The sequence below is a fragment of the Mesorhizobium sp. B2-8-5 genome (assembly GCF_006440675.2).
GTDB lineage: Bacteria > Pseudomonadota > Alphaproteobacteria > Rhizobiales > Rhizobiaceae > Mesorhizobium.
This window is the reverse complement of record NZ_CP083951.1, coordinates 3074867-3092056: the sequence shown is the minus strand read 5'-3', so window position 1 is coordinate 3092056 and position 17190 is coordinate 3074867. Positions and strand designations below refer to the sequence as shown.

Sequence of the window (17190 nt, the reverse complement as noted above, 5' to 3'; positions counted from 1 at the left end):
GGCGGCCACGGTCAGCTGTCGAAGAAGACCGTCTCCTTTTCGCCCTGCAAATGGATATCGAAGACGTAGGTATTGCCCTGACGCTCGGCGATCAGCGTCGGCACGCGCAGGCGATGCTCGATGCGCGCAAGGATAGGGTCCTCGGCATTGGCCTTCTCCTCGTCGGAGAAGTAGAGCCTGGTGTGCAGGCCGATATTGATGCCACGCGCCACGATCCACAGCGTGATATGCGGCGCCATCGGTCGTCCGTCGCGGAACGGTACCCGGCCCGGCTTGATCGTCCGGAACAGGCAGACGCCCGTTTCCATGTCGGTCGGCTGCCGGCCCCAGCCCTGGAAGTTTGGATCGGCGGCGCCGCGCATCTCGGCCGGTGAGTTGTAGAGCCCCTCGGCGTCCGCTTGCCAGATCTCGACCAGCGCGTCCTTCAGCGGCGTGCCGGTGCCGTCGAGCACGCGGATGCGCAACTCGATGCGCTCGCCCTTGGTCTCACCGTTGACCATCGCCGAACCGAGGTCGCTCGCATAGACGCCGCCGATGCCGCAGAAATTGGGCGTCAGCCCGATATGCACATAGGGTCCAGCGGTCTGCGAAGGGCTTTCCTTCAGCCGGTCGAGCGACTGCGTCATCAATTGCCCTCCGGCCTGTTCTCGAACAGCGTCGAGCGCCGCCCGCGCAGCACGATGTCGAACTTGTAGGCAAGCGCGTCCATCGGGATAGTCGACTGCATATCGAGCGCCGCGATCAGCGCCTCGACCGCGACCTTGTTGGAAATGCCGCCGACGATCGGACAACGCCAGATCAGCGGATCGCCCTCGAAATACATCTGCGTGATCAGACGCTGCGCGAAGCCGTGGCCGAACACGGAAAAATGGATGTGCGCCGGCCGCCAGTCGTTCGGCCCGTTCGGCCAGGGATACGGTCCGGGCCTGACGGTGCGAAACGCGTAGCCGCCGTCCTCGCCGGTGATGGTGCGGCCGCAGCCGCCAAAATTCGGATCGAGCGGCGCAAGATACCCGTCCTTCTTGTGACGGTAGCGGCCGCCTGCATTGGCCTGCCAGGATTCGAGCAGCACGCCAGGAACGCCCTTGCCGCGCTCGTCCAGCACGCGTCCATGGACGATGATGCGCTCGCCGATGGCGCTCTCGCCGGGTCTGGCGAAATTGTGGATCAGGTCGTTGTCGAGCTCGCCGAGCATCGCGTGCCCGAACACCGGGCCGGTCAATTCCGACAGAGTGTTGTCGAACGACAGCAGCGCTTTCTGCGGCGAACGCAGCACCGAGCTTTTGTAGTTCGGCGTCAACGCCGGTGGATGCCATTGGCGGTCGCGCTGGAAGAAGGCGCCGGCTTCCAGCGCCTGGTTGGAGCCGGTCTCAGCCATGATCGGCTCCGTCCATCTGCGCGAACACCTGCTTGGCGATCTTGAAGGCGCGGTTGGCGGCCGGCACGCCGGCATAGATCGCGACATGCAGGAAGGCCTCGCAGATGTCGTCGCGCGAGGCGCCCGTATTGGCGGTGGCGCGCACATGCATGGCCACTTCCTCGTCATGGCCGAGCGCTGCAAGCAGCGCCAGCGTCACGATCGAGCGCTCGCGCTTCGACCAGCCGGGTCGCGCCCATACCGTTCCCCAGGCGGCTTCGGTGATCAACTGCTGGAACGGCCGGTCGAAATCGGTCGCTGCATCCTCGGCGCGGTCGACATGCGGACTGCCGAGCACGGAGCGGCGGACCTCGAGCCCGGTCCGGTAGCGGTTCTTCGTGACATCATCCATGAGCAGACTTTCCCTCAGGCAATGAGGCGACGAAATCGCGGATCAGGGTGACGAGCGCTTCGGGCTGCTCGATGCACGGTATATGCGCGGCATCGCGGATCACTTCGAAGCGTGCGCCGGGGATCATTCCGGCCAGCGAGCGGACAAGATCCGGCGGCGTCGAACCGTCCTGATCGCCAACGATGCAAAGCGTCGGCACCGCGATGCGTCGCGCGCTGTCGGTGAAATCGGCATCGCGCACCGCCATGCATGTGCCGATGTAACCAGGCAGTGCCTGCCTGGTCAGCATGTTGCAGCAGCCGGCCAGGTCCGCCGCACGCTTGGCATGGAATTGCAGCGTGAACCACACTTTCATGATGCCTTCGGCGATCGCCTCGATGCCGTCGCGCTCGACAGTCGCGATGCGCGTGTTCCAGCTTTCGGCGGTGCCGATCTTGTGCGCCGTGTCGCTGAGGATCAGAGCCTCTACATATTTGGGATGGCGGGTATAGAGCCGCTGCGCAATCATGCCGCCGACGGACAGGCCGAAGAGCACGACCTTGTCGAAACCGAAATGGTCGATGAGGGCTGCCAGATCATCAACATGGTCGTCGATGGAACGTACGCCGCCGCCGAAGTCCGACAGTCCGTGGCCGCGCTTGTCGTAGACCAGCATCGGCATTTCACCAGCAAGCCGCGCGATGACGTCGTCCCAGATGCGGAAATCGGTGCCCAGCGAATTGATGAAGACGATCGGACGCGATGTGCCGGGCGCCTCGATATGGCGGTGATGCAGCGTGACGCCGCCTATGCTGACGAATGGCACGATTTCGATCCTCCGAAGCCACATTGCACGAGCGGTTTGGTTCGGTAAAATGATATTTTGCGGCGTTTCATTAACTCTGAGGTTATCGAACCATGGCCGAAAGCCGGATCCGCTTCCGCCATCTTCAGGCGTTTCTCGAAGTCGCGCGGCAAGGCAGCGTCGCGCGCGCGGCCGACTTCCTGCATGTCAGCGCGCCGGCCGTGACCAAGACCTTGCGTGAGCTCGAAGAAGCGCTCGGCATAGCCGTGGTCGAACGCGACGGGCGCGGTATTCGCGTCACGCGTCTCGGCGAAATCTTCCTTGGACATGCCGGCTCGGCGATTTCGGCGCTGAAACGCGGCGTCGATTCCGTGCGCCAGGACGGCGCCCTCAATCGCGACCCGATCCGCATCGGCGCGCTGCCGACCGTATCGGCGCGGGTGATGCCGCTCGCCATGAACCTGTTCCTCGAGGAAAACACCGGCGCCGCGCTCAAGATCGTCACCGGAGAGAATGCGGTGCTGCTCGAACAGCTGCGCGTCGGCGCGCTCGATCTCGTCGTCGGCCGCCTCGCGGCGCCGGAGCACATGACCGGCTTCTTCTTCGAGCACCTTTATTCCGAGCAGGTGCTGTTCGTGGTGCGGGCCGGACATCCCCTGGCCGAGCCGGACGCCGACATCTTCGCGCGGCTTGACGAGTTTCCCGTCCTGATGCCGACGCGGGAATCCGTCATCCGGCCTTTCGTCGACCGGCTTTTCATAACCAACGGCATGACCGCGCCGGCCACGGAAATCGAAACCGTTTCCGATTCCTTCGGCCGCTCCTTCATGCGCCAGAGCAACGCGGTATGGATCATCTCGGCGGGCGTGGTCGCCAATGAGATCGCCAGCGGCGCCTTCGTCGCCTTGCCGGTGGATACGGCGGAGACCAAGGGGCCGGTGGGCCTGACCATGCGCACCGACACCGCGCCCTCACCCGCCTTCACCATCCTGTTGCAGACGATCCGCGAGGCAGCACGGCACCACGCCTGACGATCGGCTTATCGGTTCGAATTCCACTAACCCAGGGGTTAATGAAACACCGTAAAATATCATTTTACCGAACCAAACCGCTAGTGCAATGTGGCCTTCGGAGGATCGAAAGCCGTGCCGTCCGGCCGCAAACGGAAGACCCGTTTGCCGCCGCGTCGAACGGCGACTGAGGGAGGAGCAGATGTCTCATATTATCGGCAGCAAACCCGCTCTGTCGGGCATTTCACGGCGCCAGTTCATCGCCACTTCGGTGGCCGGCGGCGCCGCACTGGCATTCGGCCGCGGCAAGGCCTTCGCGCAAGCCGCCGACACGCTCAAGGTCGGCTTCGTCAGCCCGCGCACCGGCCCGCTCGCCGGCTTCGGCGAGACCGACGGTTACGTGCTGGATCTTGCCCGCAAGGCCCTGGCCAACGGCATCGAGCTTGGCGGCAAGAAATACAGCGTCGAGATTGTCGACCAGGACACCCAGTCGGATCCGTCCCGCGCCGGCCAGCTCGCCAAGGACCTGATCAACAACCAGGCCATCGACCTGATGCTCGCCGTCTCGACGCCGGAGGTCATCAATCCGGTGGCGGACGCCTGCGAGGCAGCCGGCGTGCCTTGCCTGTCGACGGTCATGCCCTGGGAGGCCTGGTATTTCGGCCGAGGCGCCAAACCGGGCCAGCCCTCGCCGTTCAAATGGACCTATCATTTCGGCTTCGGCGTCGAGGAATTCTTCAAGGCCTATATCTCGCAGTGGAACCTGATCGAGACCAACAAGAAGGTCGGCGTCATGTACCCCAACGACGCCGACGGCAACGCCATCCGCGCACATCTGGCGCCGTTGCTCGCCAAGCAGGGTTTCACCATCGTCGATCCCGGCGCTTACGAGACCGGCACCACCGACTATTCCTCGCAGATCGCGCTGTTCAAGCAGGAAGGCGTCGAGATCTTCAACTCCTTCCCGATCCCGCCCGACTTCGCCGCCTTCTGGCGCCAGGCCGCGCAGCAAGGCCTGACCCGGCAGATCAAGATCGCCCAGGTCGCCAAGACCGGCCTGTTCCCGTCCGACATCGAGGCGCTCGGCGACCTCGGCATGAAGATTTCGAGCGCCGCCTATTGGCACAAGGCTTTCCCCTACAAGTCGTCGCTGACCGGCGTTTCGGGCACCGAGCTTGCCGATGGCTATGAGGCGGCGAGCGGCAAGCAATGGACGCAGCAGCTCGGCGCCTCGATGTCGTTGCTCGATGCCGGCTTCGCAGCTCTTAAGGCAAGCGCCAACGCCAAGGACAAGGCGGCTGTCGCCAAGGCGTTGAGCACGCTCAAGACCGAGACCATGGGCGGCAAGGTCGACTTCACAAGCGGCCCGGTCCCCAATGTCTCGCCCGGCCCGATCATCGGCACGCAATGGGTCGCCGCCAAGGAAGGCTCGAAATTCCCGCTCGACTATGTCGTGACCGAGAACGCCACCGACCCGAACGTGCCGGTCGAGGCCAAGCTCCAGCCTTACAACGGCTGATCTGTCGAGGGACCGCATCGTGAACGCCATGCCCAACGGTGCGATCCTCAGCGCCGCCGGCATCCACAAGCGCTTCGGCGCGCTTGTGGTGCTCGACGACATCGACTTCGCCATGGGCGCCGACGAGGCGGTCGGCATCGTCGGCCCCAACGGCGCCGGCAAGACCACGCTGCTCAGCGTGCTCTCCGGCGCCTATCCGCCGAGCGCCGGAACGATCGCCTTCAAGGGCGATGACGTGACCGCCTTGCCGGCAACGCGGCGCTGCCGGCTGGGTCTGGTGCGCACCCACCAGGTGCCGAAACCCTTCGGCGGCATGACCGCTTTCGAGAATGTCTTCGTCGCTGCCTCGCACGGCGCCGGGCTCGGCCGCGACGAGGCCTATGAGGAAGCGCTCGGCTCGCTGAAGCTGTGCGGCATGCTTGGCGTCGCCAACCGGCGCGCCGAGACGCTCGGTCTGCTCGACCGCAAGCGGCTGGAACTGGCGCGCGCGCTCGCCGCAAAACCAACGCTGCTTCTGCTCGACGAGATCGGCGGCGGCCTGACCGACGGCGAGGCCGGCGAACTCGTCGAGACCATCCGCGAATTGCGCCGCCGCAAGATCGGCATCGTCTGGATCGAGCACATCGTCCACATCCTGTTGCAGGTGGCCGAGCGGCTGATCTGCATGGATGCCGGGAAGATCATCGCCGACGGCGAGCCGCAGGCGGTGATGGCCGACCCGCAGGTGATCAGCGCCTATCTCGGCGGAGGCCCGAAATGAGCCTGCTGTCGGTCGAGGATCTCGTTGTCCGGCATGGCCTGCTTCAAGCAGTGCGCGGCGTCAGCTTCGGCGTCGAACGCGGCGAAACGCTGGCGCTGGTCGGCGCCAATGGCGCGGGCAAGACGACATTGCTCAGGGCAATCGCCGGCGCGCATCAGGCAGCCTCCGGCCGCGTGGTCTTCGGCGGCGCCGACCTTTCCGGCGTGCCTTCGCATGAACGTGTCCGCAAGGGCATCGCCCTGGTGCCCGAGGGCCGGCGGCTCTTCGTGCAGATGACGGTCGAGGAAAACCTCCTGCTTGGCCGCAGCGCCGGTCGTCCCGGCGAGTGGAGCGTCGAGCGCGTGCTCGAAACCTTCCCCAACCTCAAACCGCGCCGTCACGCCAAGGCCGGGCATCTCTCGGGCGGCGAGCAGCAGGCGACGGCGATCGGCCGCGCGCTGATGAGCAATCCCGACCTCCTCCTGCTCGACGAAGTCTCGCTCGGCCTGTCGCCGCTGGTCGTCGACCGCGTCTACGCCTCGCTGCAGGGGCTGATCAGGTCCGGCACGACGATCATCCTCGTCGAACAGGATCTCAACCGCGCACTCTCCGTCTCCAGCAAGGTCATCTGCATGCTGGAGGGCCGGATCGCGCTCGCCGGCGACAGCAAGACCGTTTCGCGCGATGCGGTGACCAAAGCCTATTTCGGCCTGCACCGGAAAGGCGCCACAGGCGTGCCGGCATGATGAACCAGATCGTCCAGGGCATCCTGCTTGGCGGCTACTACGCGCTGATCGCCTGCGGCCTCTCCTTCATGTTCTCGGTGATGCGCATCATCAACCTTGCGCATGGCAGCCTCGCCGTGCTGTCGGCCTTCGCGCTATGGCTGCTCGCCTCGCGCTTCCACATCCCGCCCTTCCTCGGCTTGCTCATCGTGCTGCCGTTGATGGCCGCGATCGGCTGGGCCTTGCAGCGCTTCCTGCTCGAGCGCAGCGCGCGCGGTGGCGCGCTGCTGCCGATCCTCACCACCTTCGGTCTCGCCATCGTCATCGACAATGTGCTGTTCGAACAATTCGGCGCCGACACGCGCTCGCTGGCGCCTTTCATAGGCAGCCTGTCCTACGATTCCTGGGAATGGCCGGGCAGCATCTATGTCGGCAAGCTCGCGGTGATCATCTTCGTCGCCGCCGTCGTCCTGCTCGGCGGACTGCAGTTGTTTCTGACCCGCACCGGGCTCGGCCGCTCGATCCGTGCGACTTCGGAAGACCCTGATACAGCGGGGCTGGTCGGCGTCGATGCGCGCCGCGCCAACGCCATCGCCGCGGCGATCGCCATGGTCACCGTCGGTCTCGCTGGCGCCTTCCTCGGCATGCGCGCCACCTTCGATCCCTATGCCGGCGCCACGCAACTTCTGTTCGCCTTCGAGGCGGCGGTGATCGGCGGCGCCGGTTCGCTCTGGGGAACGCTGATCGGCGGCATCGTCCTGGCGCTCGCCCAGACGCTCGGCGCCAAGATACATCCGCAAGGTTTTCTCATCGGCGGTCATGTCGCTTTCCTGATCGTTCTGTTCATCCGCCTCTACACCTCAGGCCTCGGCCTGCGCGGCTTGCTGCGCATCTCCACGGAGAAGGCATCATGAGCGCCGCCTCCCCTGTCATCGAGCGCGGCACCGCCGCCTCGCGCTTTGCCGGCATCGGCGTGGCGGCCGTCATCCTGCTGCTCGCCATCGCACCGCAGTTCCTGTCCGCCGGCGCCGTCGACCGCATGACCGCTTTGTTCATCTATGTGATCCTCGCCGCCATGTGGAATGCGCTCGCCGGCTTCGGCGGACTGGTGTCGGTCGGCCAGCAGGTGTTCTTCGGGCTCGGCGCCTATTTCGCCATCCGGCTCGCCAATGCCGGGCTCAATCCGTTCGTCTCGCTCTTCATCTCGGCGGTCATTGTCGGCACGGTGTCATGGCCGATCTCGCTGTTCATGCTGCGCTTGAAGAATGGCGAGTTCGCCATCGGCATGTGGGTGATCGCCGCCCTTACTCACCTGCTCGTCAATCTCGACCGGCTGATCCAGGGCGAGACCGGCACGTCGCTGATCTCGCTCAACGTCTACGATGTGTCGACACGCAGGCTGACCATCTACTGGCTGGCGCTGGCCTCGATGACGGCGCTGCTCGCGATCCTGTTCGGCCTGTTGCGCGGCAGCACCGGTGCGGCCATCCGCGCCATCCGCGACAATGAGGATGCGGCAGCCTCCGTCGGCGTGCGCGTCACCGGCACCAAGCGGCTGCTCTTCGTGCTCGCCGCCTTCGGCATCGGCGTTGCCGGCGCGCTGTGGCTGGCGACCGCGATCACCTTCCAGCCAAAGACCTATTTCAGCGTGCAGTGGACGGCCTACATGATCTTCATGGTGCTGGTCGGCGGCATCGGCACCTTCGAAGGCGCCATCCTCGGCGCGCTGCTCTTCTTCCTCATCGAAACCTGGTTCGGCGGCACCGGCGTCTGGTACCTGATCGGGCTCGGCGCTACGGCGCTCGTCTTCTCGCTGCTCTTGCCGCGAGGCCTCTGGGGCACGCTCGAAGAGCGTTTTGGTTGGCGCCTGCTGTCGGTCGGCTACCGCGTCAGGCTTCCCGCCAGCGTGGCGGATCCGACCGGCGAGGCCATTTCACCAGCACCCACTGCGGCACACAGCGAGAAGGCATGAGCATGCTGTTCGGCAAGACGATCCTCATCACCGGCGTCGCCTCGGGCATCGGCGCCCGCACGGCGGAACTCGCGGGCCAACTCGGCGCCGACGTCATCGGCGTCGACCTGCGCGAGCCGGCCGGACATCAGGGCGTCTTCGTCAAGTCCGACATCTCGTCCAAAGCCGGCGTCGACGACCTCGTGGCGCGGTTGCCGCAGCGCATCGACGCGCTCTGCAACGTCGCCGGCCTTTCCGGCAATATGGGCGCGGCGCCGACGCTCGCCGTCAATTTCTACGGCCTGCGCGCGCTTTCCGAGGCGCTGGCGCCCAGGCTTCGCGAAGGCGGCGCCATCGTCAACGTTGCCTCCATTGCCGGCTACGGCTGGCGCGCCAATCTGAACCGCGCTGCCTCGATGGTCAGCATCGAAGGCTTTCCCGACGTCGCCAAGGTGATTGCCGACCATGCGGTGAAGAACGAGGAAGGCTACCCGGTCTCGAAGGAGCTTTTGCTCCTGTGGACCTTCCGCGCCGCGCATCACGACCTGTTCAAGAGCCGTGGCATCCGCGTCAACGCGGTCAGCCCAGGCCCGGTCGAGACGCCGATCCTGAAACAGTTCCGCTCGGTCCTCGGTGACGCCAAAGTCGACAGCGATATTGCCCGCGTCGACCGCGCCGGCACATCGGGCGACATCGCGCCGGTCGTGCTGTTCCTCTGCTCGGACGGCGCGCGCTGGATCAACGGCGCCAACGTGCCGGTCGACGGCGGCCTCGAAGCATCTATAAACGCCGAAGTGCTCGGCTTCTGAGACAATCTGCAACGCTCGATCGCGAGCGAGGAGAGACCCAATGGACATCGGACTTCTGATCGACGGCGACGAGCGGGCGGCGACCGGCAAAGCCTCCTATGAGCGCCTGGACCCATTCACCGGCAAGCTCGCGACGCGCGCCGCGGCCGCAAGCATTGCCGACGCCAACGCGGCCGTCGATGCCGCGGCCGCTGCCTTCGATGCCTGGTCGAAGACCGGGCCTGGCGAGCGCCGCGCGCTGCTTTCCAAGGCAGCCGACGTCATGGCCGCCAAGGTCGGCGAGTTCACGAAACTGATGATGGAAGAGACCGGCGCCACCGGTCCCTGGGCCGGCTTCAACGTCATGCTGGCGTCCAACATGCTGCGCGAGGCGGCGGCGATGACCACGCAGATTTCCGGCGAGGTTATTCCGTCCGACAAGCCCGGCACGCTTGCCATGGCGATCCGTCAGCCGGCGGGCGTGTGCCTCGGCATCGCGCCATGGAACGCGCCGGTCATCCTGGGCACGCGCGCGCTCGCCATGCCGCTCGCCTGCGGCAACACGGTCGTGCTGAAGGCCTCCGAAATGTGCCCAGGCACGCACCGCCTGATCGGCCAGGTGCTGGTCGAGGCCGGCCTGCCCAAGGGCGTGGTCAATGTCCTCACCAACGACCCGAAGGACGCGGCGGCTATCGTCGAGGCGCTGATCGCACACCCGGCGGTGAAGCGCGTCAACTTCACCGGCTCGACCAAGGTCGGCCGCATCATCGCCGAGCTCTCCGGGCGGCATCTTAAGCCGGCCCTGCTCGAGCTCGGCGGCAAGGCGCCGCTGGTCGTGCTCGACGACGCCGATATCGACGCAGCGGTCAATGCCGCGACCTTCGGCGCCTTCATGCATCAGGGCCAGATCTGCATGTCGACCGAGCGGCTGATCGTCGACGAGAAGATCGCAGACGAATTCGTCTCCAAGCTAGCCGCCCGCGCTTTGCAATTGCCGGCCGGCGACCCGCGCGGCCATGTCGTGCTCGGCTCGCTGATCAGCAGCCAGGCCGCTGACAAGATGGAAGAACTGATCGCCGATGCGACCGCGAAGGGCGCGAAATTGGCGGCTGGCGGCAAGCGCACCGGCACGGTCGTGGAAGCCACACTTCTCGATCACGTGACGCCCGCCATGCGCGTCTATGCGGAAGAATCCTTCGGTCCGGTGAAGCCGGTCATTCGCGTCAAAGGCGACGACGAGGCCGTGCGCGTCGCCAACGACACCGAATACGGCCTGTCCTCCGCCGTGTTCAGCCGCGACATCCGCCGCGCCATGGCGATAGCCGCGCGCATCCAGGCCGGCATCTGCCACATCAACGGCCCGACCGTCGGCGACGAGGCGCAGATGCCGTTCGGCGGCGTCAAGGGCTCGGGTTACGGCCGCTTCGGCGGCAAGGCCTCGATCGCCGAATTCACCGACCTGCGCTGGGTGACGATCGAGGATCCCGGACAGCACTATCCGTTCTGAGAGGCGCCTGCTTTTTCCCTTCTCCCCTTGTGTGGGGGAAGGAAGATATGAGCTCACCCCAGCGTCAGCCCCGCCTTCTTCGCCTCCTCGCGCAGGAACGGCAGGCCAACCTCGATGACGTCGCGCGGATCTTCCGCCACCGGCCGCCACACCGCGAGCCCGCCGGCAATGTCGACGTCGACATGGTTCATGCTTTCGAGCGTGATCGCGCCCTGATAGCCGATGTCGGCGATGGCCTTCATGCAGGCCGCCCAGTTCAGCATGCCACGCCCCGGCACGCCGCGGTTGGCTTCCGACACATGCACATAGCCGAGATAGGGCGCCGCCGCCTCGAAACCGGAAGCAAAGCTCTCTTCCTCGATATGCATGTGATAGGTGTCGAGATGAATGAAGATGTTGGGCGCGCCGATGCGCTCGATGATCTTTGCCGCGTCGATGCCGCGGTTGATCAGGTGCGTCTCGTATCGGTTGCAGGGCTCGATGCCGAGCTTCAGGCCGCGCGACTTCGCCGCCTTCGCCGCGCGTTCGAGGAAACGGCACATACCGTCGATTTCCCTTTGCGTCGGCGCGCGACCGGTGGTCTTGCCGATCGTGCCGTAGGTGACGCCGCCGAGCGCTTCCGCGCCGACCTCATTGCAGACCCGGAAAGCCGGTTCGAGGAAATCCAGCGCCTCGTCCGGCCGTTCGACCACATCGAGCGCGCGCGGCAGGCCGAGCGAGGGGACCAGTTCAACACGATAGTGATTGGCAAAGCTGCGCGTCCGCTTGGTGTCGATCTCCTCAGGCCGAAGCAAAGGGATCTCCATCAGCCCGATGCCGTATTCCTTGAGCCTGTCCATCTGCGGCTCGATGCGGGCAAGGTCCCAGACCGGTGCGATGGCGAAAGTGTGTAGTCCGAAGGTGTTCATGTCAGCCTCGTTGCTCATGCGCCGCCGCTGCGGCCGTATCGCCGCCGCCAACGATGCGGCTGACGACTTCGTTCATATTGGTGTTGGCGGTGACGAGATCGGCGTCCGCCCTGCCGTGGCGCAGCACGACAATGCGGTCGGTGACCGACAGCACGTCGTTCAGCCGGTGCGAGATCAGGATGACGGCGATCCCTTCGGACTTCAGCCGCCGGATGAGATCGAGCACGCTCTGCACCTCGCGCACGGCAAGCGCCGCAGTCGGTTCGTCCATGATGACGAGCTTCGGATTGAAGGTGAGCGCCCGCGCGATCGCCACCGTCTGCTGTTGGCCGCCGGAGAACGAACCGACCGACCGGTTTATCGACGGCAGATGCGCACCCAGCCGCTCGATCATTTTCGACGCTTGGCGATCCATCTCGCTTTTGTCGACGAAGCCGGGGAACAGGCCGAACAGCCTTTTCGTCGGTTCGCGACCGAGGAAGATGTTCGACGCCACGTCCTGTTGCTTGGCCAAAGAAAGATCCTGGTAGATCATTTCGATGCCGAGGCGCCGCCGCTGACCGGGGTCCAGCGCCAGGATATCCTTGCCGTCGAACTCGATCGAGCCGGTGTCGGCACGGTAGATGCCGGTGATGGTCTTCATCAGCGTCGACTTGCCGGCGCCATTGTCGCCGACCAACCCGACCACCTCGCCGGCTGCGACCGAAAGGTCGACGCCATGCAGCACGTCGACCGCGCCAAAACTCTTGCGGATGTTGTGGAGCGAGAGCAGGGTCATACGCGCGACTCCTTCCGCACCTGGTATTGGTCGATGAAGACCGCGAGGATCAGCACCGCGCCGATCGCCATCTGCTGGTAATAGGATTGCACGGCAAGCAGCGTCAGCCCGTTCTGCAAGACGCCCATGATCAGCGCGCCGATCATGGTGCCGAGGATCGAGGCTCGGCCGCCGAACAGATTGGTGCCGCCGATGATCGCCGCCGTGATGGCGGTGAGCTCGTAGTTGATGCCGGCGGTCGGATCGCCGGCATTGACCCGGGCGGTGAACAGCAGGCCGGCAAGCCCGGCCAGCGCGCCCGACAGCGTGTAGATGATGCGGCGGTGATGCTCGACGCGGATGCCCGCGGCTCGCGCAGCACCTTCGCTATCTCCCAGCGCCAGCGTGTGGCGACCGAAACGCGTATAGGCTAGCACCGCATGGGCGACGATGGCCGTCAGCACCAGGATGATCACCGGCATCGGGACGCCGAACGGCCGCCCCTGCCCGATATAGACGATCTCGGGCGGCAGGCCGTAGATCGCCCTGCCCTTCGAGATGACCAGCGCCAGACCGCGCGCCAGGCCCAGCATGCCGAGCGTGACGATGAAGGCCGGCACGAAGGCGCGGGTGACCAGCTGGCCGTTGATGTAGCCGGCGATCCCGCCGGCCAAGATGCAGGCGACCACCGCCAACACCGACGGCCAGCCGAGATTGACGGCGACAAAGGCGCCGGCCACGCCCGCAAGACCCATCACCGAGCCGAGCGACAGATCGAGCCCGCCCGAGCCGATGACGAAAGTGGCGGCGATCGCCAGCACGCCGATCGTCGAGGTCGCGAGCAGGATGTTGAGGAAATTGCTGAGCGACAGGAAATAGGGCGACAGCAGCGCCATCGCCGTGCTCAGCGCCAGAAGCACCACCAGCGACTCAAGTCTGATGTGGAGCCTTTCGACGGATGCGCGCTGCACCCGAGCCCAGAAGCCGGGCTGTTCAGAAGCCATGTCCTTGCACCTTGAGAGAGGGCAGTAAGGCAGTAGGGCTTAGGCAGTAGGGAAAATAGGAGAGCGATCCGAGCGGCACGCTGCCTATTTCCTACTGCCTATTTCCTACTCACTTCACATATTGCAGCATCGGCTCCTTGCCGGCGTCGATCACGTCCTTGGTCAGCACCAGCGTCGGCACGGCGATGCTGTCCTCGACCTTCTCGCCGGCCAGCGCCTTCTTGACGTTCTCGACCGCCTGCTTGCCGACCAGATAGGGAAGCTGCGCAACCGAGGCATTGAGGCGGCCTTCCTTAATCGACTTCACCGCGTCCGAATTGCCGTCGACGCCGATGATCGTCACCTGCGGGCCCTTACCGGCGGCGTAGACGGATTCCACGGCGCCCAGCGCCATGCCGTCATTGGCGCAGAAGATGGCGACGAGATCGGGATGCGCGGTCAGCGTGTCGGTGGCGATCGAGGCGGCCTTGCCGCGATCCCAGTCGCCCGGCAGCGAGGCGACGATTTCGAGCCCTGGCGCCAGTTCCTTCAGCTTGTCGGCAAAGCCCTTGGCGCGCTTTTCGCCGGTGATGTTGCCGGAGAGTCCTTCGATCACCAGCACCGGACCTTTGGCGTCCTTGCCGAGCTTGTTGGCGAGGTATTCGGCGCCCTGCGCGCCGGCGGCGATGTTGTCGGAGCCGATATGGAAGGTCACCTTGACGCCTTCCTTGTCCAGCACCGCCTGGTCGAGATTGTTGTCGAGGTCGACGATCTTGATGCCGGCGTCCTGCGCCGACTTCAGGCAAGGCAGAAGGTTGGTCGAGTTGATCGCGGCGGTGATCATCGCCACCGGCTTGCGCTCGAGCATCGTGTTGCAAAGGTTGAGCTGCGGCTCGGCCGCCTGGTCGCTCTCGGCCGCTTGCTGGAAGTATTTCACGCCGGCTTCCTTGGCGCCGTCCGCGACGCCCTGCGCCATCGCGCCCCAGAACGGGTTGGCCAGCGTCTTCATCAGCACACCATATTCGCCGTCCTCGGCCTTGGCGGTACCGACGGCGCAAAATGCAAGCGCGATACCCACGGCAAGGGTAAATCGATTTATCTTCAAAAAATGCGATGTCATTCGATCCTCCGTTGATCCTTGGCGCCGGATGCCTCGGCCAGGGCCGGCGCTAGCTTCCGTTCACGACAATGGGGGCTGTTGTCGGTCTCCTCCCCCGGAATGCGGACCGCTGCCTGGCGAGCCAACGGATTCCCGCATCAACACCTGGCAGGGCTCGAGCCGCGCCGTGGGTGGTCCCACGGCGCCCTCGATCCTGCGAAACAAAAGGTTCATCGCCTCGCTGGCGATCTGGCGCACCGGCTGCACCACTGCGGCGATCGCCGGCCATGTCACCTGCATCCATTCCGCATCGTCGAAGCCGACCAGCGAGATGTCGTTCGGGCAATGCCAGTCACGCCGGCGGAACTCGGACAGCGCGACGAGCGTGCCCTTCAAAAGCAGCGAATAGACGGCGGTCGGCCGCTCTCCCCTGGCAAAGTAATCTCGCAGCGAAGCCCTCAACGGCTCGACGCTGACTTCCGAGGTGATGACGTCGATGCGCACCGATGGGTTGAGCGCCAGCGCTTGCGCGCGAAAACCCTCGAGGCGGGCGCGCACTGTCGCCGCCTGCTCGGCAAGGCCGATGACGAGGATATGGCTGTGGCCCTTGCCGACCAGCATTCGCGCCACCTCGGCGCTGGCGGAGGCGCTGTCGGCCGATACCGTATCGAAGGCGTCGTCGGATAAGACGCGGTCGATCAGCACGCCGGTCATGCCGTGGGCTTTCATGAAGGCGGCCGCCGGACCATGCTCGTTGCGCACCGGCGCCAGCACGACGCCGGCAACACGCCAGTCATGCATGCGGGCAAGGATTTCCTTCTCGCGCGCCTCGGATTCACGGCTCGATGCGGCGACCAACGTGTAGCCGCGCTGTTCGGCAAGGCCTTCGAGCTCGGTGACCATCTGGCCGAAGAACTCGCTCTCGAACTCGGGCATGATGGCGCCGATGATGCGGCGCTTGGCGCGACGCATGTCGGAGGCTAGTGGATCGACGCGATAGCCCAGACGCTCGACGGCGTCGAACACACGCTGCGCGTTTTCCGGCTTGACCGTGGTGACGCCGGCCAGCACCTTGGAGACAGTGGCCGCGGACACGCCGGCATGACTTGCCACGTCGTGGATCGACGGACGCCGCTGCCGGATTTGGTGTTGTGCCATTGACCTCCTCCCGAGGGCAGGCAGCCGATTTTCTGCCTCGCTACTGTAATCGATAAATCGATTTTTCGTTCTTGTAAATCGTTTCATCGGGAGTAAGACTTGAATGCGTGATTGACGCGATCCAATCGCGCCCGGAGGAAAAACATGCCCGACAAAGCCTTGCCGCTGGTCATCAGCGCGCCCGAACCGCGCACATTGGAGCTCATCTTCACGCCGCCACAGCTGGCGCGCCTGCGCAAACACTATCGCATTGTCGAGACCACCCCGGAAGGCGTTGCCGCCTTGCCCGCCGATACTCTGGCCGAGGCGCGTTTTATCATCGGCCAGCCGCCGATTTCAGCTGAGACGCTGGAGAAGCTGAAGACGCTGCGCTGCATCTTCAATGTCGAGACGAACCTGCTCAACAACATGCCCTATGAGACGCTGTTTGCGCGCGGCATCCATGTCGTCACCACGGGCCTGGTCTTTGCCGAGCCGGTCGCGGAGCTCGGCCTTGCCATGGCGCTGAATCTCGCCAGAAACATCGTCGACGCCGATCTCGCCTTCCGGCAAGGCAAGGAGATCTGGGGCGGCGACGGCAACCAGACCGCGCGGCTTCTCTCCGGCGCCGATGTCGGCATCATCGGCTTCGGCGATCTCGGCCGCGCGCTCAACCGGTTGCTGACCGGCTTCCGCACCCGCACCAAGGTCTACGATCCGTGGCTGCCGCCGTCGATCCTGATCGACAATGGCGTCGAGCCGGCCTCGCTGGATGAGGTGTTGTCGCAAAGCGATTTCGTCTTCGTCGTCGCTTCGGTCACCAGCGAGAACCAGGGTTTCCTCGGCGCGGACGCATTTGCCAAAATGCGCAAGGGCGCGGCCTTCATCCTGCTCAGCCGCGCCGGCGTCGTCGATTTCGCGGCACTCATGGCGGCGGTGAAGAGCGGCCATATCATTGCCGCAAGCGACGTCTTCCCGGAGGAGCCGCTGGCGCAGGACCATCCTGTCCGCGCCCTCCCCGGCTTCCTGCGCTCGGCGCACCGCGCCGGGGCGCTCGACATCGCCTTCAAGCGGATGGGCGACATGGTGCTTGAGGACATGGACCTCATCGACCGCGGCTTGCCGCCACTGCGCTCCAAGCGCGCCGAGCGCGAGACGGTTTCGCGCATGCGCTCCAAGCCCGTCGACCGGAATTGAGCTGAAACAAGCCGCCTAAAGCGTGCCGAGCCGAAGCGCGTCGCAAGCGATTTGCCAAGCCGTCTCCACACGCCGCCGGGCCGCGGCCTCCGCCGCTTCCGGCTTGCGTAAGCGGATCGCATCTATGATCGCGTGCATTTCGGCGAACGCCGGCTCGCGGCGGTTTGCATCGTCTCGTCGCCCGGTGTTTTTCGATCCGGGCGCGGCTTTCCTGTTTCCCGCTTAAGCAGTTGATTGTCGCTCCGGATCGAGCCTCGGCTATGAACAAAATTTGATTTTGCCGCGATGGTCCGGTCAAGGCGGCCTCACGCATCGTT

General features: G+C 65.2%; 18 protein-coding genes. 9 read left to right on the top strand and 9 right to left on the bottom strand.

From position 1 onward, the window contains the following. Positions 1 to 11 precede the first annotated feature (11 nt). The 4 genes from pcaG to pcaD are packed head-to-tail and all read right to left on the bottom strand — an operon-like array spanning position 12 to position 2574. The gene (gene pcaG / locus FJ430_RS15020) at positions 12 to 626 is read right to left on the bottom strand and encodes a protocatechuate 3,4-dioxygenase subunit alpha (protein ID WP_140706590.1); all 615 of its coding nucleotides are present in this window, start codon (positions 624 to 626) and stop codon (positions 12 to 14) included. Then, a complete protein-coding gene (gene pcaH, locus FJ430_RS15015; RefSeq protein ID WP_181175456.1) occupies positions 626 to 1378 on the bottom strand; it encodes a protocatechuate 3,4-dioxygenase subunit beta in 753 nt (250 codons plus the stop codon). Before pcaH ends, pcaG begins: the two co-directional genes overlap by 1 nt. Further along, positions 1371 to 1769: a 4-carboxymuconolactone decarboxylase gene (pcaC, locus tag FJ430_RS15010; RefSeq protein WP_140640091.1), complete on the bottom strand. Its 399-nt coding sequence runs from the start codon at positions 1767 to 1769 to the stop codon at positions 1371 to 1373. Before pcaC ends, pcaH begins: the two co-directional genes overlap by 8 nt. Continuing rightward, complete coding sequence (pcaD, locus tag FJ430_RS15005; protein ID WP_140706592.1) at positions 1762 to 2574, bottom strand: 3-oxoadipate enol-lactonase; 813 nt, start codon at positions 2572 to 2574, stop codon at positions 1762 to 1764. Before pcaD ends, pcaC begins: the two co-directional genes overlap by 8 nt. Positions 2575 to 2666: 92 nt before the next feature. On the opposite strand from pcaD, the gene pcaQ reads away from it, so the two are divergent. The 8 genes from pcaQ to FJ430_RS14965 all read left to right on the top strand — a co-directional run bounded on the left by pcaQ (position 2667) and on the right by FJ430_RS14965 (position 10792). Then, the gene (pcaQ, locus tag FJ430_RS15000) at positions 2667 to 3584 is read left to right on the top strand and encodes a pca operon transcription factor PcaQ (RefSeq protein ID WP_140640095.1); all 918 of its coding nucleotides are present in this window, start codon (positions 2667 to 2669) and stop codon (positions 3582 to 3584) included. A gap of 181 nt (positions 3585 to 3765) precedes the next feature. Continuing rightward, on the top strand, positions 3766 to 5082 hold the full coding sequence (locus tag FJ430_RS14995; protein ID WP_140706594.1) for an ABC transporter substrate-binding protein: 1317 nt from the start codon (positions 3766 to 3768) through the stop codon (positions 5080 to 5082). Between the two features lie 28 nt (positions 5083 to 5110). Beyond that, positions 5111 to 5842 (top strand): ABC transporter ATP-binding protein, encoded by a 732-nt coding sequence (locus FJ430_RS14990; RefSeq protein WP_140706746.1) that lies wholly within the window; start codon positions 5111 to 5113, stop codon positions 5840 to 5842. Then, complete coding sequence (locus FJ430_RS14985) at positions 5839 to 6567, top strand: ABC transporter ATP-binding protein (RefSeq protein WP_140706596.1); 729 nt, start codon at positions 5839 to 5841, stop codon at positions 6565 to 6567. Before FJ430_RS14990 ends, FJ430_RS14985 begins: the two co-directional genes overlap by 4 nt. Further along, positions 6564 to 7460 carry a branched-chain amino acid ABC transporter permease gene (locus FJ430_RS14980; protein WP_140706598.1) on the top strand — a complete coding sequence of 299 codons (897 nt, stop codon included), beginning with the start codon at positions 6564 to 6566 and terminating at the stop codon, positions 7458 to 7460. Before FJ430_RS14985 ends, FJ430_RS14980 begins: the two co-directional genes overlap by 4 nt. Beyond that, a complete protein-coding gene (locus FJ430_RS14975) occupies positions 7457 to 8518 on the top strand; it encodes a branched-chain amino acid ABC transporter permease (RefSeq protein WP_140706600.1) in 1062 nt (353 codons plus the stop codon). Before FJ430_RS14980 ends, FJ430_RS14975 begins: the two co-directional genes overlap by 4 nt. A gap of 2 nt (positions 8519 to 8520) precedes the next feature. After that, positions 8521 to 9306: a coniferyl-alcohol dehydrogenase gene (locus tag FJ430_RS14970; RefSeq protein WP_140706748.1), complete on the top strand. Its 786-nt coding sequence runs from the start codon at positions 8521 to 8523 to the stop codon at positions 9304 to 9306. 40 nt (positions 9307 to 9346) lie between these two features. Further along, a complete protein-coding gene (locus tag FJ430_RS14965) occupies positions 9347 to 10792 on the top strand; it encodes an aldehyde dehydrogenase (RefSeq protein ID WP_140706602.1) in 1446 nt (481 codons plus the stop codon). Positions 10793 to 10845: 53 nt separating this feature from the next. On the opposite strand, the gene FJ430_RS14960 is transcribed toward FJ430_RS14965, so the two are convergent. The 5 genes from FJ430_RS14960 to FJ430_RS14940 form a co-directional block, all read right to left on the bottom strand. Further along, complete coding sequence (locus FJ430_RS14960; RefSeq protein ID WP_140546489.1) at positions 10846 to 11700, bottom strand: sugar phosphate isomerase/epimerase family protein; 855 nt, start codon at positions 11698 to 11700, stop codon at positions 10846 to 10848. A 1-nt stretch (position 11701) separates the two neighbouring features. After that, positions 11702 to 12478, bottom strand: a complete 777-nt coding sequence (locus FJ430_RS14955) for an ATP-binding cassette domain-containing protein (RefSeq protein WP_140656656.1) — start codon at positions 12476 to 12478, stop codon at positions 11702 to 11704. Further along, positions 12475 to 13461, bottom strand: a complete 987-nt coding sequence (locus tag FJ430_RS14950) for an ABC transporter permease (protein WP_140706604.1) — start codon at positions 13459 to 13461, stop codon at positions 12475 to 12477. The genes FJ430_RS14955 and FJ430_RS14950 overlap by 4 nt, the downstream gene beginning before the upstream one ends. A gap of 109 nt (positions 13462 to 13570) precedes the next feature. Next, positions 13571 to 14560, bottom strand: coding sequence for a substrate-binding domain-containing protein (locus FJ430_RS14945; RefSeq protein ID WP_226892202.1), 990 nt, complete (start codon positions 14558 to 14560; stop codon positions 13571 to 13573). Positions 14561 to 14620: 60 nt separating this feature from the next. Further along, positions 14621 to 15697: a LacI family DNA-binding transcriptional regulator gene (locus FJ430_RS14940; protein WP_140640114.1), complete on the bottom strand. Its 1077-nt coding sequence runs from the start codon at positions 15695 to 15697 to the stop codon at positions 14621 to 14623. A gap of 144 nt (positions 15698 to 15841) precedes the next feature. Here FJ430_RS14940 and FJ430_RS14935 point away from each other — a divergent pair, with 144 nt between their 5' ends. Next, a complete protein-coding gene (locus tag FJ430_RS14935; RefSeq protein WP_140640116.1) occupies positions 15842 to 16873 on the top strand; it encodes a hydroxyacid dehydrogenase in 1032 nt (343 codons plus the stop codon). Positions 16874 to 17190 lie beyond the last annotated feature (317 nt).

What these genes read in the sequence shown, in the direction of transcription:
- pcaG (WP_140706590.1), bottom strand. Translation starts at nt 626, where the DNA reads ATGACGCAGTCGCTCGACCGGCTGAAGGAAAGCCCTTCGCAGACCGCT.
- pcaH (WP_181175456.1), bottom strand. Translation starts at nt 1,378, where the DNA reads ATGGCTGAGACCGGCTCCAACCAGGCGCTGGAAGCCGGCGCCTTCTTC.
- pcaC (WP_140640091.1), bottom strand. Translation starts at nt 1,769, where the DNA reads ATGGATGATGTCACGAAGAACCGCTACCGGACCGGGCTCGAGGTCCGC.
- pcaQ (WP_140640095.1), top strand. Translation starts at nt 2,667, where the DNA reads ATGGCCGAAAGCCGGATCCGCTTCCGCCATCTTCAGGCGTTTCTCGAA.
- FJ430_RS14995 (WP_140706594.1), top strand. Translation starts at nt 3,766, where the DNA reads ATGTCTCATATTATCGGCAGCAAACCCGCTCTGTCGGGCATTTCACGG.
- FJ430_RS14990 (WP_140706746.1), top strand. Translation starts at nt 5,111, where the DNA reads ATGCCCAACGGTGCGATCCTCAGCGCCGCCGGCATCCACAAGCGCTTC.
- FJ430_RS14985 (WP_140706596.1), top strand. Translation starts at nt 5,839, where the DNA reads ATGAGCCTGCTGTCGGTCGAGGATCTCGTTGTCCGGCATGGCCTGCTT.
- FJ430_RS14980 (WP_140706598.1), top strand. Translation starts at nt 6,564, where the DNA reads ATGATGAACCAGATCGTCCAGGGCATCCTGCTTGGCGGCTACTACGCG.
- FJ430_RS14975 (WP_140706600.1), top strand. Translation starts at nt 7,457, where the DNA reads ATGAGCGCCGCCTCCCCTGTCATCGAGCGCGGCACCGCCGCCTCGCGC.
- FJ430_RS14970 (WP_140706748.1), top strand. Translation starts at nt 8,521, where the DNA reads ATGCTGTTCGGCAAGACGATCCTCATCACCGGCGTCGCCTCGGGCATC.
- FJ430_RS14965 (WP_140706602.1), top strand. Translation starts at nt 9,347, where the DNA reads ATGGACATCGGACTTCTGATCGACGGCGACGAGCGGGCGGCGACCGGC.
- FJ430_RS14960 (WP_140546489.1), bottom strand. Translation starts at nt 11,700, where the DNA reads ATGAACACCTTCGGACTACACACTTTCGCCATCGCACCGGTCTGGGAC.
- FJ430_RS14955 (WP_140656656.1), bottom strand. Translation starts at nt 12,478, where the DNA reads ATGACCCTGCTCTCGCTCCACAACATCCGCAAGAGTTTTGGCGCGGTC.
- FJ430_RS14950 (WP_140706604.1), bottom strand. Translation starts at nt 13,461, where the DNA reads ATGGCTTCTGAACAGCCCGGCTTCTGGGCTCGGGTGCAGCGCGCATCC.
- FJ430_RS14945 (WP_226892202.1), bottom strand. Translation starts at nt 14,560, where the DNA reads ATGACATCGCATTTTTTGAAGATAAATCGATTTACCCTTGCCGTGGGT.
- FJ430_RS14940 (WP_140640114.1), bottom strand. Translation starts at nt 15,697, where the DNA reads ATGGCACAACACCAAATCCGGCAGCGGCGTCCGTCGATCCACGACGTG.
- FJ430_RS14935 (WP_140640116.1), top strand. Translation starts at nt 15,842, where the DNA reads ATGCCCGACAAAGCCTTGCCGCTGGTCATCAGCGCGCCCGAACCGCGC.